Annotated in this window: 15 protein-coding genes; 14 read left to right on the top strand and 1 reads right to left on the bottom strand. The window is 48.0% G+C overall.

Translation table 11 applies throughout. The features are described 5' to 3' along the window. Nucleotides 1-39 precede the first annotated feature (39 nt). Nucleotides 40-765, bottom strand: coding sequence for a DUF2461 domain-containing protein (locus KP22_RS02820; RefSeq protein WP_039322256.1), 726 nt, complete (start codon nt 763-765; stop codon nt 40-42). A 648-nt stretch (nt 766-1,413) separates the two neighbouring features. Between KP22_RS02820 and KP22_RS02825 the strand changes: the two genes are divergently transcribed. The 14 genes from KP22_RS02825 to KP22_RS02890 all read left to right on the top strand — a co-directional run bounded on the left by KP22_RS02825 (nt 1,414) and on the right by KP22_RS02890 (nt 14,781). Further along, nucleotides 1,414-1,800, top strand: coding sequence for a VOC family protein (locus tag KP22_RS02825; protein ID WP_039322258.1), 387 nt, complete (start codon nt 1,414-1,416; stop codon nt 1,798-1,800). 156 nt (nt 1,801-1,956) lie between these two features. Continuing rightward, a complete protein-coding gene (locus KP22_RS02830; protein ID WP_039300820.1) occupies nt 1,957-2,736 on the top strand; it encodes an SDR family oxidoreductase in 780 nt (259 codons plus the stop codon). 46 nt (nt 2,737-2,782) lie between these two features. Beyond that, a complete protein-coding gene (locus KP22_RS02835; RefSeq protein WP_039300816.1) occupies nt 2,783-3,241 on the top strand; it encodes a PhzA/PhzB family protein in 459 nt (152 codons plus the stop codon). Between the two features lie 79 nt (nt 3,242-3,320). Further along, nucleotides 3,321-3,941 (top strand): isochorismatase family protein, encoded by a 621-nt coding sequence (locus tag KP22_RS02840; RefSeq protein ID WP_039322260.1) that lies wholly within the window; start codon nt 3,321-3,323, stop codon nt 3,939-3,941. After that, nucleotides 3,938-5,815 (top strand): anthranilate synthase family protein, encoded by a 1,878-nt coding sequence (locus tag KP22_RS02845; protein WP_039322263.1) that lies wholly within the window; start codon nt 3,938-3,940, stop codon nt 5,813-5,815. The genes KP22_RS02840 and KP22_RS02845 overlap by 4 nt, the downstream gene beginning before the upstream one ends. Then, nucleotides 5,812-6,162: a hypothetical protein gene (locus KP22_RS02850; RefSeq protein ID WP_052012457.1), complete on the top strand. Its 351-nt coding sequence runs from the start codon at nt 5,812-5,814 to the stop codon at nt 6,160-6,162. The genes KP22_RS02845 and KP22_RS02850 overlap by 4 nt, the downstream gene beginning before the upstream one ends. Beyond that, on the top strand, nt 6,141-6,986 hold the full coding sequence (locus tag KP22_RS02855; RefSeq protein WP_039300806.1) for a PhzF family phenazine biosynthesis protein: 846 nt from the start codon (nt 6,141-6,143) through the stop codon (nt 6,984-6,986). The genes KP22_RS02850 and KP22_RS02855 overlap by 22 nt, the downstream gene beginning before the upstream one ends. Before the next feature lie 9 nt (nt 6,987-6,995). Beyond that, nucleotides 6,996-7,634: a pyridoxal 5'-phosphate synthase gene (locus KP22_RS02860; protein WP_052012458.1), complete on the top strand. Its 639-nt coding sequence runs from the start codon at nt 6,996-6,998 to the stop codon at nt 7,632-7,634. 12 nt (nt 7,635-7,646) lie between these two features. Then, nucleotides 7,647-8,708 (top strand): phenazine antibiotic biosynthesis protein, encoded by a 1,062-nt coding sequence (locus tag KP22_RS02865; protein WP_039300802.1) that lies wholly within the window; start codon nt 7,647-7,649, stop codon nt 8,706-8,708. Beyond that, nucleotides 8,708-10,117 carry an aldehyde dehydrogenase family protein gene (locus KP22_RS02870; RefSeq protein WP_244879997.1) on the top strand — a complete coding sequence of 470 codons (1,410 nt, stop codon included), beginning with the start codon at nt 8,708-8,710 and terminating at the stop codon, nt 10,115-10,117. Before KP22_RS02865 ends, KP22_RS02870 begins: the two co-directional genes overlap by 1 nt. After that, a complete protein-coding gene (locus KP22_RS02875; RefSeq protein ID WP_039322268.1) occupies nt 10,114-11,040 on the top strand; it encodes an acyltransferase domain-containing protein in 927 nt (308 codons plus the stop codon). Before KP22_RS02870 ends, KP22_RS02875 begins: the two co-directional genes overlap by 4 nt. Nucleotides 11,041-11,060: 20 nt before the next feature. Next, a complete protein-coding gene (locus tag KP22_RS02880) occupies nt 11,061-12,845 on the top strand; it encodes a non-ribosomal peptide synthetase (RefSeq protein ID WP_052012459.1) in 1,785 nt (594 codons plus the stop codon). A gap of 65 nt (nt 12,846-12,910) precedes the next feature. Next, entirely contained in the window at nt 12,911-13,366 is a 456-nt protein-coding gene (locus KP22_RS02885) for a PNPOx family protein (protein ID WP_039300797.1), read from the top strand. Then, nucleotides 13,363-14,781: an FAD-dependent oxidoreductase gene (locus KP22_RS02890; RefSeq protein WP_072012528.1), complete on the top strand. Its 1,419-nt coding sequence runs from the start codon at nt 13,363-13,365 to the stop codon at nt 14,779-14,781. The genes KP22_RS02885 and KP22_RS02890 overlap by 4 nt, the downstream gene beginning before the upstream one ends. Nucleotides 14,782-14,879: the final 98 nt, after the last annotated feature.

Raw genomic sequence — 14,879 nt, forward strand, 5'->3', positions numbered from 1 at the left:
TCTACGCCAACTCGTTTGCGCATTGGTTGCGTTTGTCGGTTAGCGTATCAAATGATGAAGGGGGGAGGCTGCCGCTCTTTTTTCTTCTTCAACGTTGACAAGGAAAGCGTATAACGGGGCGAGTAAGATAAAAGCGTCCCTCAGTGTAGTTGCAAGCTGTTTATTGAATAGGTCGGGTATATTAGGGTTCTCTACCATTACGGAGAAAGACTTCCTGTTATACCAGGTAGCGATTTCATCGGGCAGATCGGGCTTTAATGAGCGCTTATAACTTTCACCAGACAGTTCGAATTGGGATAATAAGGGTCTGGTTGCTTGTAAAAAAGTTTGTTCTTTGTTCAGGATATGTTCCCTCACCCGATCCATTGTGTCACGGCTTGCGGCGTAATAACCCAAACCGTAATAAAAAGAGTGAGGTCTGATTTCGAAAAAGTAAACCGGTGAGTCGATCCATTCCTTTTGCGGACGTTTGAACACGAGCCACATTCTATCGCGATAGCGCGATTTATCTTTAGAAAATCGAGTATCTCGATATAGGCGAGAAATCGTCTTTCCTATATCGGGTCTTATTTCAATAATAGGATCGATTTCCTGTATCGTTGGTGATAATGAGACGACTAAGTTTTGGAAAGGTTCTAACAAGATCTTATTATAAGAGGCCTTATTTTCATCATACCAGTCTTTGCTGTTTTCTTCTTTTACCTTACTGAGGAACGTAAGGCTTTCTTTGGTAAAACCAGTAAATATCGGAGATGTCGATTTCATTCTTGCCCCTACATTATCCTTTGATGGCAATATCCGAGTATTAATAGGCTTTTGCTTAAGGTTTAGCAAGGAGAAAATCGCCGTGATTAAAAAGAGAACGATAAGTGTGACTTAAATCAATTTTCTATTTGGCTTATGAATTTTAGCTAGGAATGATAAAAAAGCTAATGCATACTTATTACAGGTATAAAGAATTGTTTTTATCGGTATCAGTAGGATTGACAATGGTTCTTCGCTAATTATTCGCTTGTTAATTAAGTTGAATCTTATATATTTTATTTTTTCCCGTATTCCTAATAATGTTATTGAATTTATTTTCTTGATGTTTAAGTGATTTTACAAAATTTCCGGCTTTCTGCCTATAACTATAAAAGGTCTCTAATGAACTGAGAAATAACAGATTATCTATATACGAGTCAGTTCAATGTCAGAAGGACGGCCTTTGTTGGTCTAACATTTATCAGCATGCCTAATTTTTGGCATCATCATTCTATGGTGCTTGTACACACAGACTCTGTTCCATTAAAAATCAGTGCGTTAAAATCACAAATAGGCTTTTAGTATTAATATCATGGAGTTTAAAGATTTTCTCCGTGTTACCCGTGCGAGTATTTAAATGTTCTTTTTATATGAATAAGGAATAGCGATATGTTTAAACCAAATAGTGTCATTCTCTATGTTAATGATGTCGATGCCAGCACAACGTTTTATGCGTCTATTTTTGGGGAGGGGCCTATTGAAGCTTTTCCTGGCTTCTCCGTATTTTCTTTGAAAGATGGATTTATCTTGGGGTTACAAACAAAGCATGATATTGAGCCTAAACCTGAACCTGCCTTTGGTGGGTTTGAACTGTGCCTAAGTGATATCTCAATTGAGGAAGTCGATGCTATTTATAATGACTTTGCATCCCGTAATGTGCCTATGGCATTGACGCCGACCAGACTGGAATTTGGTTACACATTTGTTGCACTTGATCCGGACGGACATCGAATTCGTCTTTGCGCGACAGACACTAGTGATATTGAAAAACTGTAATTCATCGACTGGCTTTATTCTTTTTATATTAAATTATTTGGAATAAAGTCAGTTTATTTATCTTAAGTAAATTATAAAAATCACTTATTGGTGCGGTATGACTCTGCCTGTCACTCTATAAAATGAATATTCATCCCAAATACTGAGGAGAATAATGTGGGAAAAGTATGGTTTATTACGGGAGCCTCCCGTGGTTTTGGCCGTATATGGACGGAAGCGGCATTGCGGCGTGGAGATTGCGTTATTGCCGCTGCGCGTGAGCCAGAAAAATTAGCAGATTTATGTGAGTTATTCGATGACAGACTGTTACCGGTTACGTTGGATGTGTGCGATCGGGCAGCCGCCATGCGGGCGGTAGAAAAGGGTGTACACCAGTTTGGCAGGATTGATGTGGTGATCAATAATGCCGGATATGCGCTTTTCTGTCCGTTGGAGGAGGTTCCAGAGTCTGATGCCAGGAAAATTATTGAAACGAATTTTCTTGGTTCTCTATGGGTAATACAAGCGGTATTACCATTATTAAGAGAGCAGAGAAAAGGGCACATTATTCAAATATCCAGCATTGCGGGTTTAATGACTTTCCCCGGTATGGCGATGTATAACGCGACTAAATGGGCGGTGGAGGGATTACTTGAAACATTGGCTGGTGAAGTCGACGAATTTGGTATTCATGTCACGTTAGTTGAGCCTGGTCCACATTTAACAGACTGGATTGGCTGCTCGGCTACCCGACCGCCTCATAGCGATATTTATCCTCCCTTGGAGGAGATGCAGCAGCGTTGGCCCCGATTAATGCCTGCTGCGCCGGAAAGTGTAGCGCAGCCAATGATGGAATTAGTTGACGCGGCTAAACCACCGTTGCGAATTTTATTAGGGGAGGGGTTAAAAACGCTGATTTTAAAAAATGGGCAGCATCGTCTGGCTGAGTTTATATAATGTATTGATTATAAATACCCTACTTCATAAGGAATAAGGAAATATCATGAAGCATAGCGCCACACGTGAAAATAATCGGAAGACCGTTAAGCAGTACATGGAAACTTTAGGGCAGGCCAGGCTATCACGACATGAGCTCTTTGATGATGAAGGATACGGTGGATTATGGACCACAGATACAGGAGAGCCCGTTGTCACTAAAACTAAAAAACGGTTAGCTGAACATGCGGTGTGGTCATTAGCCTGTTTTCCTGATTGGCAATGGTATAACGTCCAGATATTTGATACCCAGGATCCGGATATTTTCTGGGTGGAATGTGATGGAAAAGGCGAAATTAATTTTAAAGGATATCCAAAAGGATATTATGAAAACCATTTTATTCATTATTTTCAGTTTAAAAATGGAAAGATAATTATCCAGAAGGAGTTTATGAATCCTTGTGAGCAATTTCGTGCGCTTGGAATACCCGTTCCAAAGATAATACGTGAAGGTATTCCCACTTAATTTAATTTTTATTACTTCTATGTCAATCGCATGATGATGCGATGGTCTTTTACGCCTCAAATATTGAAGAGGATATGACATGGCTATACCCCAGATAGAAGAGTACGATCTTGGTTCTCCAGTGCTGTCGGTTAAAAATAATGTTTCATGGAATATTGAGCCTTCACGATCTTTACTTTTAGTTCATGACATGCAGGACTTTTTCCTCGCGCCGCTGCCAACAATGCTACGTAATACGCTAATAAAAAATTGTGAGAGTTTAATTGATTGGGCAAGAAAGCACTCTATTCCTATTGTCTATACCGGACAGAAAGGAAATATGACGCCGAAAGAACGTGGCCTGCTTTATGATTTCTGGGGGGCGGGCATGAGTGCCGAACCTGCTCATACTAAGATTGCGTCGGAATTATCACCACAGTCTGAAGATTATGTATTGAAAAAGTGGCGATATAGCGCTTTTTTCTCCTCACAGTTGGATGAGATTTTTAATCGTAACCAAAAAGACCAAATAATTATATGTGGTGTCTATGCGCAAATAGGGATTTTGACTACGGCTCTCGATGCATATTCTCGCGATATTGAGGTTTTCCTCGTTCAGGATGGCATTGCTGATTTTTCGTGTGCGGCGCATCAGAACATGTTGACTTATGCGGCTTCATGTTGCGCTTCTATTCTGCCTGTAAAAGAGGTGCTGAAATGACGACGGAAGCCAGCATCACTGAATTGCTTAAGCACGGTATAGGCAGAGGAAATCATTCATTTGCATTGTTATTCCGGCCAGAGAAAAAAGCCTATCCCGAAATCGAAATAATAGAGGGTGATGAGCACGAACTGGCGTATTTGCACGATTTAGACGACCTTCTGGTGAAAAAAGAGCAGGAGGAAACGCAAGATATATTACTCGTTGCCCCCTATCGCCAGATTACAGAGCGGGGCTATTGCGCGATTGATGACCATAAGCCCCTGATTGCGATTGCCATTACGGATTACAACACTGTACCGCTACACAAGGCGTTAACGTGTTTGCCCAGTGTTGCCGTGAATGTCAGAAATGCGCATTTCACACCGTCTGATGAGGAGTACGCCCGCACGGTCGCTGAGGTTATCCAGAAAGAAATTGGAACCGGGCAGGGGGCAAATTTCGTGATTCGTCGCGCTTATAACGCGACGCTAACCGACTACAGCGCGGAGATGGGATTAACCATCTTTAAAAATCTATTGCTGCAAGAGAATGGCGCGTATTGGACGTTCTTTATTCAGTGCCGTGATGTGACATTAATCGGTGCCTCTCCTGAGCGGCATATCACGTTGGATGAACAGCGTGTTTCCATGACTCCCATCAGCGGCACTTACCGTTATCCGCCGACTGGCCCGACTCGCGAAGGGCTCATTGACTTCTTATCGAATGAGAAAGAGGAAGATGAACTGTCAATGGTTCTTGATGAAGAACTGAAAATGATGACCAGGATTTGCGACTCGGACGTAAAAACCTTTGGCCCGTTTTTAACGCCAATGTCACGTTTGGTGCATACAGGTTACCGACTTGAAGGACATTCTTCGCTCTCTGTCCCCACGATTCTTCAACGGTCTTTATTTGCACCGACGGTGACCGGTAGTCCCCTCGAAAATGCGACGCGAGTTATTGAGAAGTATGAATCATCCGGTAGAGGCTACTACAGCGGTTTTGCCGCATTAGTGGGACAAACGTCTGGAAAGCCCACGATTGACTCGGCAATTTTGATCAGGACGACTGAAATTGACCGGACTGGCGCGATGACAATGGGGCTGGGAGCGACGCTGGTGAGAACCTCGGATCCTGCTTCGGAAGCGGCGGAGACGCGAGCTAAAGCTGCGGCATTTCAGTGTGCTATGGGACTAACTAACGGTTCCCAATCTGTTTTTCAGGATGAACAGGTGATGGCTGCGTTGCAGAAGCATAACCAACGCCTTGCCGCGTTTTGGCTCGACAGCCACTTCGCGGCACGTGCAAAAACGGCGGAGACGAGACATGCCCTGCTGGTCGATAACGAAGACGCTTTTACCTCCATGATGGAATATCAGCTTCGTGCTATGGGGTTGAGTGTTCGCCTTGTGCATTATTCCTCCCCTTTTCGGATTGCGTCAAACGAACTTCTGATCATTGGCCCCGGCCCCGGCGATCCAAGAGACCTGAGCGATGCGCGAGTGATTAGAAGTCGAAAATTAATGCTGAATGCGATGAGACAAGGCCATCCGTTCATTGCCGTTTGTTTTGGCCACCAGATTCTGTGTGCTTCCTTGGGATACCCCATTGCTGCGCTGGACTCCCCTAACCAGGGGATTCAAAAAGAGATTTCTTTTTTTGGCCGGATAGAGAAAGTCGGGTTCTACAACACCTTCACCGCCATTGATGACAACAACGTTCCGTTAGGTCTTCAGGGGGAAATTCGTGTCTCTCGTGATGAAAGCACAGGGCATATTTTTGGCCTCCGCGGGCCGCGTTTTTCCTCTATGCAGTTCCACCCAGAGTCGGTCTTGACCCTTGATGGGCCAAGAATTCTTTATGAATCAATACAACAGATGGTGATGCCATGATGATGGAATGGGTGTGGTGGGAACTCACGGAAGACGATCCTGATATCAAGGACCTACGGGAGCAACTTACACAACGGGATGTGGTTGCCTGGAGTTCGGTGGAAGCACTTCAGGAGAAATACTGGGTGATGAATCATTCACCCGCGCGCTGGGGGGCGATCATGCTGTGGCGTGAAAAGAAACCCGCCCTGGCAGATTTACCGCCGAATCGTTCGGCTGAAATGATCGGGCGAGCGCCGGATAAGCGCATGAGTTTTACCGTCGCCGCCTGTTGTCTGAATGAATCCCACCTGGCTCCGCTTGCTTCTCTCTTTGAGGAGGGTTTATGCACCACTATGCCATCGTAAATGCGTTCAGCGATAGGCCGCTGGCAGGGAATCCGGTCGCTGTTTTTTTTGACTGCGATGAGCTGGAAACCAACGTCATGCAGCGTATTGCGGCTGAGATGAGACTTTCAGAATCAACATTTGTATCCCAGCCGAAACATGGCGGTGATGTCCATGTCCGCATTTTTACCCCCGTCAATGAACTGGGTTTTGCAGGGCATCCGCTGTTGGGAACAGCGCTCGCCTTGTCCCTGCGTCTAGGGAAAAGCACGCTGAATATTGAAACCGCGAAGGGCATTTTTCCATTTACTCTGGAATACCCCGAACGGCTAGGTGACGCGGTCGTTGCGCATATTGATATGGTTCAGCCTGAACCGGTGATTCAGAGGTATACCCAGACTGACGCACTACTACATGCATTGGGTGTCCCGTGCAGCACGTTGCCAGTTGAAATGTATGACGTCGGTCCGCGGCATGTCTTTGTCGGCGTTGAAACACTGGAAATGCTTTCTGCACTGGTGCCCGATCAGCGTGCGCTCGCCCGGCATGAAAATATAGCCGCACTTTGCTTTTGCCGTACCGGCAATACGTGGCGTATGCGTATGTTTTCTCCTGCTTATGGCGTGGTGGAAGATGCCGCGACGGGCTCTGCCGCGGGGCCTTTGGCTCTGCATCTTGCCAGACATGGCGTCACGCGTTTCGGCACAACACTGGAAATTTTACAGGGTGTGGAGATGGGACACCCATCGAAAATGTACGGCCTTGCACAGGCTGATGGAGAGAAATATCGGCTATACGCTGGTGGACATGCGATACAAGTCGCGCAGGGAACCTATTTCATTTAAAGGGGAATCATGATGGGCAGCAGTGATTTTGAAAGCATGAGTGGAAAGGCTAATACCGACTTTCTGCACTTTCATGCCGCATTACACGACCCTATAGCACGTGCACGGGCGTGGGTAAAAGAGGCCATGGACGAAAAGGTCCGAGAGCCCAGAGCGATGGTATTAACCACCGCGAATGAGCAAGGTGAGATGAGCTCAAGAGTGATGGCTATTCTCGATTTCGCGGCGCAGGGCATTTTATTCGCAACACACAGCTGTAGCCGAAAAATTCAGGATATTCAAGGTAATTCCCACGCGTGCGGCCATTTTTACTGGAAAGAACTCGGCAGACAATTATCAGTCAGCGGTCACGTGATCGCTATGCCACATGAGGTTGCCATTGAAGTGTGGGATCAACGACCTGTTCCATTGCACGCGATGTCAACGGTGTCACACCAAAGCCAACCATTGCTGGATAGCCATAAACTCCGGGCCGCGGCAGAGGAGCTTGAGAATAAAGGGCCGCTTCCCTGCCCAGAGCGCTTTTCTGTTTATCAGCTTATCCCTCAATCCATTGAGTTTTGGGCGTCAAGTTCAGATCGGCTGCACAGACGCCTGCGTGTTGAACGTGGGCAAGACGAATGGCGTAGTACCTGGTTGCAGCCGTAGCAGAGGGAAACCATGAAAAATTTATCGAATTTTGATGCTCATCTGAAGCACATGATGCAATGGCATTTTTCTACGCACACAGGAACGCCTTTCTGGTTGGAAAGGCGGGAAACATTGGATTTTGATCCGTTAACAGACATCAACACTTTCGACGATCTGGCACGTTTTCCTGATGTCGCTGATTTGCTACGTGACGTGCCTGTCGAGCAGCTTATCCCACGCGGTTTGCATGATGAGAAAATAGCGGGCGTATTTGAAAGTGGAGGCACTACCGGTAAGGCTAAACGGCTTGTGGTATTCCAGTCCTGGCTCGATGAATTGGTGGCGTGGCGGCTGGATCAACCCGATCCCGATGGCCAACAATCGATGGGCAATACGCTGGCGCTTGTCCCCACTGGACCACATGTCGTCGGGGCGATCAATCGTTGTCGGGCGTCAGCCAAAGGCGGACTGTTTTTTACCGTCGATCTCGATCCCCGCTGGGTTAAGAAGTGTATCCAGAAAAATGATGTCGGGAGTAAGCAAGCTTATGCTGAACATATTATCGAACAGGCGGAAGATATTCTTTTCACGCAGTCTATTCAATATCTTATTGCCACACCGCCAATTCTTGAATGTATGGCAAGGCGTCCCGCATTAATTAGCCGAATGAATCAAACGTTGAAAGAAATCACCTGGGGTGGGACGCAAATGGACCCCGATACCCAGTTGTTTTTGCAAACGGAAGTCTTTCCTTCTGTTCCCATTAGAGCCAGCTACGGCAGTACGATGATTTTAGGTGAGGCTAAATCACGAATCGTGCCAGATATTGCCACGCCAGCGATTTTCGATAGTTTTGCTCCCTATGTGCTCTTTGATGTTCAGGACGTGCAGACACGTACCCCTGTTGCGTTTGGCTCGCGCGGTCAGGTGGTTATGCATCATCTCAGCCGTTATGCCTTTTTTCCCAATATTCTTGAACGCGATACAGCGATTCGCATGCCACGGGAAGATGACTTCCCCGGCGTCGCAGTCAGTCAGGTTGCGCCGCTGTCGACGGTTGCCGGGAATGTGGTGATAGAGGGGGTATATTAATGAACGACGTCTCTCCTTCTTCACATGTGGTGACGCCTGAGAAGGCCATAACCGATTATGGTATCGATGCTTCTGCATTAGGGCGCCGCTATGTTACACAACGGCGTATCTGGGTTAACGATCTGCTGGATGCGCCTGTTACAGACATGGGCGTCGCCCCCCCTATCTATATCCACAATACGATCGATGCGATGAAGTCTGCGCCGGTTTTGCCGTTGGCAGATATTCATACAGCGATGACTGAGGCGGCGGAGTTGTTCCAGTTCGGCATACTTGAGGGCTTATCCCCCGATGAATATTGCCAACGGGTGCACCGTACCACTGGCTTACCGTCTAACGTAATTCAGGAAGCGCTGACGTCAATTGCCAACGCGTTGCGAATGATGCCTGAAACACTCGATGTTGGGATGCCGAAAGGGTCGAAGTGGTCTTGGCGCGATCCTGATGCATTGGCAGGATGCAGTCTTTTCAGCCGTAAAGGAGACACATTTGCGGTTCTTGCAGCGGGTAATGGACCTGGCATTCATGCACTGTGGCCACAAGCTGTGGCGCTGGGCTACCGTGTTCTGGTCAGGCCATCATCGCGGGAACCGTTCACTGCACAGCGTGTGGTTTCCGCACTAGCCATGTCCGGTCTGGAAAATTATGTCGCGTTCATTCCCACCGATTATCGAGGCGCCGATACGTTGGTTACCTCAACGGATTTTACATTGGCCTATGGCGGTTCGGAGATGGTAGAAAAATACCGACACCATCCTACGGTGCGAATACAGGGGCCAGGGCGTTCCAAGATCGTCGTTGGTGCGGATGCCGATCGTGATGACGCGGTTGCCCTGGTAGCAAAATCCATGACCGATCTCGGCGGTGCTGCATGTGTATCCACGAGCGCAGTACTGGTTGAAGGTGACGTCACGGATTTTTGTCAGCGGCTGCGCTTGGCGCTGAAGCATATCCCCGCGCATCGCTTGCCTCTCGGATCGGCTAAAACTGTCGAGCAATTATCACGTGTATCGGGCGATAGCATTAATCATCCGTTCGACGCTCCGCTAACACCGTTTGGTTATCTTCTTCAGCCGGTCGTTATCGAACTTAGCGAATCCGACGATCCCCGGCTTCAGCAAGAACTTCCATTTCCCTGTGTCTTCGTCGCGCCTTACCACGAGACGAAAAGCCTATCCATGTTGGCGGGGTCACTAGCCGTTACCGTTTTCTCCCGCCAACGGAAACTGCTCAGGTCGGTACTGGATGAATCCAGTATCAGTAATGTTTATATCGGCGCGATTCCTACAACCTGGATGTCATCACTGGTTCCGCATGATGACTATCTCTGCACATTTCTGATGTGCTGCCGCGGAGTGCGCGTGAGTTCACTCTGGGATGACGTAACGACTACAGGGGAAAAACAGTGACAACACCTTATGCATTAATCTTTGGGCCCGCAGACGTTTCACACATGATGGCGGATATGCAGCAACTCTATGCGCATCATCCACAGGTTCGCGCCCGGTTTGAACATATTGCCAGCGTGGCGGACGTGAGCGTGGCGGTAATTCTGCGTCAGGCACCGATTCCTGACGGTTTTTCATGCATGCAGGTCGTGTCACTCGGTTTGTTTGCCGGCATGTTGGGTATTGCTGATAGCGTCGTTGCACAGCGCGGTGAACCATGCTGTGCAGGCGGTATTAGCTTGGGTGAAGTCGCGGCACTTTGTGCTTCCGGCGCATTGACGATCGATGATGCGGTTGCGCTCATCCACTTACGGGTAGATCGGCCAGAAACGGAGGATGAGACCGTAGGGTTTGTCCTGGCCATGCGAGAGGGCGATCGTGATTTTTACCATCAGCCGCCTGAAATGCGGATTTCGGTGGACTATGGCTTAATCCAGCAAGGGGTCGGCTCGCTGCTAATGGTGTCAGGGCTGCGGCGGATGCTGGAAGGGAAAGGGCAGGAAGGGCCGGGGATGCTAGAGGTACTTCCGCCCTCGCTATGTCAGTCTGCCTACCACACGCCATATCGGCAGCGAATTGCCCAGCAGGTACAAGCTTATCTTGAGACGAAAAATTTGTTTTCGCCACGTTACCCGATAGTGACGTGTCTGGATGGACTTGATGTCGTGAACGATCCCGACGGCGTAAAGGTCATGAGTGTGCGTGGCGAAACGGAGCGGTTGTCTGTGCCTGCCATGATTCAACAGATACAGCGCTTGGGCGCAGTTGAGACCGTGTGTATTGGTCCTTTCCTTCGCAGCCTGAACATGGATTTTGGTATGCCAGCGTCTTTTCGGGATGAGAAATGGGTGACTGAAATTTATCCGGCGCCGTTGGCCATTTGATCGCAAAAACAGGAGGAACCATGTCAGGTGATAATACGCATATGACGGCAGGGAATGTTTGTAGGCGAAATACAGAAACCGCGAATGCGGTAGAGCAGATTCTTGAGGCTTTTGCACATCACGCAGATAAAACGGCGCTAATTAACGCACAATTCGCAGTCAATTACACGGAGTTTGAACGGCTTGTTGTCTCGGTTCAACAGTCGTTGATGACGTCTGGCGTTAAGAGAGGGGATGTTATTGGGCTACTTTTATGCCGCGATCAATGGTTAGTCCCGAGTATGGTGGCGGCTCTGGCGATGGGCGTAACCTTTGTTCCACTAGACCCTGCCTATCCCTTATCCCGATTGCAGCAGTACGTTGAAGTCGCCAGACCGACGTTGCTGCTCAGCCACCCAGATAATGGCGCATTGGCACGTGAACTTCACGATAGCGTTATCTATCCCGAACGAGGAGTCGCGGGGAACTGGGTGTGTCTGGATATGCAACAGGATGATATTGCATATATTTTGTTCACCAGTGGCTCAACGGGACAGCCCAAAGGTGTCAGTATCGGGCATGAGGCGTTGGGCAATTTTCTCTCGGCGATCGGCAAGCGCTTGCAAATGCAGGCTTCGGAAGTTTTTCTGGCGCACACGACGGTGGCCTTTGATATTTCGATTCTTGAACTGCTTTATCCCTTAACGCTTGGCGGGACGGTTCTGCTAGCGAGCAATAGCGACGTGAACGAGATTGACCGTCTGCTTCCGCTGATAGCCAGAAGCCATTTTGTGCAGGCGACGCCGAGCTTGTGGAAGATTCTGCTGGCGACAGGATGGCGCCCTAATACCTCTGTGACGATTTTGTCTGGTGGAGAGGCTCTACCTTTGCCAGTGGCAAGGAAGTTGAATCAGACATGCCGGCGCTTATGGAATCTTTATGGACCGACGGAAGCGACGATCTGGACATCCTGTGAATGCGTCGAGAAAGACGCGACCTTTATTTCTATCGGTGAATCTTTAGAAAATACGCAGCTACATGTTCTGGATGAGGATCTTCAACCTGCCACAGAAGGCCAGTTATATCTATCCGGGGTTGGTCTGGCGCTGGGCTATTACGGCAACCCAGAGGGAACGGCAAGTGCTTTCTTCCCCCATCCGCAAAGCGGTATAAAAATCTATCGCTCAGGCGATCGAGTGCGTATGCACCCGCAGGGAAAATTGGAATGGTTGGGCAGAGGGGATGGAGAGATCAAAATCAGGGGAAATCGTATTGGTGTAAAAGAAATCGAACATGCCTTAGAAAATCTTCCCGGTATCGCGGGCGCTGTCGTCGCCGCTAAACCCTTTGCCGGACACGGCGACGATATGCTGACAGCCTATGTGATCAGCCAGGACTCACTGTCAAAGGTGGAACTGGAACAGGCGCTTCACAAGGTGCTTCCTGCCTATATGGTGCCTGATTTATTTGTTGTACTCGCCACTTTCCCTTTGCACCCCAATGGCAAATTCGACAGAAAATCACTGCCCGAACCAACGTGGGATAACACTTTGCACCATGAAACGCATGACGGGCTGTCTGTCCATCGCAACGCACATTTTAACGCGGTGGTGGCTATTATTTGTGACGTGTTTTCGACCACCCTGGGCCAAGCCGATTTTCATGAAACAGCAAATTTTTTCGATCTGGGTGGAAACTCTGCGCTGGCGGTGATTTCCGCAGGGATGATCGGCGCCAGACTGGAGAAGAAAGTGCCTGTTTCGCTGATTGCTGCTTTAGAAAGCCCTAAAGCGATCGCGGAAAAAATACTGTATGCCGAGCAGTAAGGTCACGTTCGGGGCAGGGCGAAGCGAGTGCCACTCTGCACCATGCTTGTGCTAAGGGAGCAAAAATGAATAACGAAGAACAACTACATGAAATATGTCACTTCATGAGCCAGGAGCGCCTGTTAACGCTGAGCGCTGCGGCAGAAGGGCAAGTGTGGTCTGCCAGTTGTTTTTATCATTTCCAGCAAGATGAAATGACAATGTATGTCATGAGTGATATTACCACACGCCATGCCAGTCTTATGCTTAAGGCACCCGAAGTTTCAGGGACGATTACGGGGTCTGACATTTCACTGATGCAGCTTAAAGGGTTGCAATATCAGGCTGTTGCATCGCTATTGTCGACGGAACAGGAGGGCATCGCCCGTGCGCGCTATTATCAGCGATATCCGCTTAGTCGTGTCATTGCCAGGCCAATGTGGTCTTTAAAGCTAATAGAAATCAAATTTATGCAGAATCGTTTGGGAATGAAACGATGTATGCGCTGGCACTGCTCGACCCGGCCGGAGAGAGGACTATGAAGAAGAAAAATCTGGCTATTATTGGTGGTGGCGCAGCGGGAATGGTTGCCGCATGGCTATTACGCAATACGCACAACATCACTCTCTTTGAAGCCAATAATTATATTGGGGGCCATGTTTATACGCAGCGAGTTGATATAGGAAAAGGGATAAGCGTGCCTATTGATATGGGGGTTGAATATTTTAACGAGCGTATTTCGCCTAATTTATTCAATATATTACAGAGATTAGGTATTGGGAGCTATGTTGCGCCTTCCTCTTTCCATGCATCTTTTCCCAGTGAGAAACAGTATTGGAGCAATGTCACATTGGAGGGCCCGTTACGTCAGGCCATTCAGGAGGAATGCAGTCGTTTCCAACTTGGCATGTCTGAGGTGATGAGCTCTGGTGACCCTCGTTATAAAGCGATGACAATTGCGGAGTATTTAAGTGAGAAAGGGTATTCTGAGACGTTTATTCATCAGGCTCTGTATCCCATGATCAGTATTTCTACGGGATGCAATGTCGATCTACGCGTATACCCACTGATGTTTTTTGCAATCTCATTTAATGCCAATCTGGTTTCGTTTTTTTCTCCAGGATACTGGCGAAAAGTTCGTGGTGGGATGCAGCGCTATTTGCAGGTGCTGGCCGGGACGCTGGGAGAACACATAAAGCTCAATACGGCGGTGAAGTCGGTGAAGCCGTGTCGAGGGAAGGTTCAGGTTTGTTATGGCGATCGGGACGCCTCGTTCGATGCGGTGATTTTTGCCACCCCGGCGGACGTCACCTTATCTTTACTAGCTGAGCCCACGCACAAACAACAGGAAATATTATCCCAGTTTGAATACCACGATATCACCAGCGTCGCGCACCATGATGCTGACTACCTTAATACCGATACCTCATCACATTATTTCAACTTTCGTCAGTTTACGGGCACTCAGGCGCATCATACGCATTTATTCGGCAGTGTGACTCGAGTGAGTAATGCATTAATGGCGTATCAGAATATTACGAAGCCTTTATTGGTGACGCTTGATCCTACGCATCCTATTCACGCTGAAAAAATCGTGAAAACGTGTCATTGGCGTGTAGCTAAACAGCGACCTGCGGATTTCATGCATAAAATGCGATTACGCGAGTTACAGGGAAAAGATAACCTGTGGTTTTGCGGGGTAGATACCAGTTTAGCCGGGCATGAGGGAGCTGTCGTGTCCGGTATGGTTATCGCTGACAGGTTAGGGGCACCCTATCCTTATAAAGACGACACACTGGCGTTTATTCAATTTCGAATAACAAAAGATATTATGGGCGTAAAAACACGTCATGAAGCGCTAAATGATGCGCTATCAGGATTGATGTTTGTTTTAGCTAAAAAGCTCGCTCTCCATAAAACACTGTCTTACAAATTCGTGAAGGACTTCATTATGTAAATACTGCGGCTTCCTGAGTTATCTGGTTAGCGTCGGCGCTGGCGGTCATTTATATCGTAGCGCCGTTACTTTCTTCAATAAATGTAAACCTTACCCCG

Origin of the sequence: Pectobacterium betavasculorum, assembly GCF_000749845.1 — a bacterium.
Lineage (GTDB): Bacteria > Pseudomonadota > Gammaproteobacteria > Enterobacterales > Enterobacteriaceae > Pectobacterium > Pectobacterium betavasculorum.

Coding starts and splice junctions, on each gene's coding strand:
- KP22_RS02820 (WP_039322256.1), bottom strand. CDS start 765: ATGAAATCGACATCTCCGATATTTACTGGTTTTACCAAAGAAAGCCTT.
- KP22_RS02825 (WP_039322258.1), top strand. CDS start 1,414: ATGTTTAAACCAAATAGTGTCATTCTCTATGTTAATGATGTCGATGCC.
- KP22_RS02835 (WP_039300816.1), top strand. CDS start 2,783: ATGAAGCATAGCGCCACACGTGAAAATAATCGGAAGACCGTTAAGCAG.
- KP22_RS02840 (WP_039322260.1), top strand. CDS start 3,321: ATGGCTATACCCCAGATAGAAGAGTACGATCTTGGTTCTCCAGTGCTG.
- KP22_RS02845 (WP_039322263.1), top strand. CDS start 3,938: ATGACGACGGAAGCCAGCATCACTGAATTGCTTAAGCACGGTATAGGC.
- KP22_RS02850 (WP_052012457.1), top strand. CDS start 5,812: ATGATGATGGAATGGGTGTGGTGGGAACTCACGGAAGACGATCCTGAT.
- KP22_RS02855 (WP_039300806.1), top strand. CDS start 6,141: ATGCACCACTATGCCATCGTAAATGCGTTCAGCGATAGGCCGCTGGCA.
- KP22_RS02860 (WP_052012458.1), top strand. CDS start 6,996: ATGATGGGCAGCAGTGATTTTGAAAGCATGAGTGGAAAGGCTAATACC.
- KP22_RS02865 (WP_039300802.1), top strand. CDS start 7,647: ATGAAAAATTTATCGAATTTTGATGCTCATCTGAAGCACATGATGCAA.
- KP22_RS02870 (WP_244879997.1), top strand. CDS start 8,708: ATGAACGACGTCTCTCCTTCTTCACATGTGGTGACGCCTGAGAAGGCC.
- KP22_RS02880 (WP_052012459.1), top strand. CDS start 11,061: ATGTCAGGTGATAATACGCATATGACGGCAGGGAATGTTTGTAGGCGA.
- KP22_RS02885 (WP_039300797.1), top strand. CDS start 12,911: ATGAATAACGAAGAACAACTACATGAAATATGTCACTTCATGAGCCAG.
- KP22_RS02890 (WP_072012528.1), top strand. CDS start 13,363: ATGAAGAAGAAAAATCTGGCTATTATTGGTGGTGGCGCAGCGGGAATG.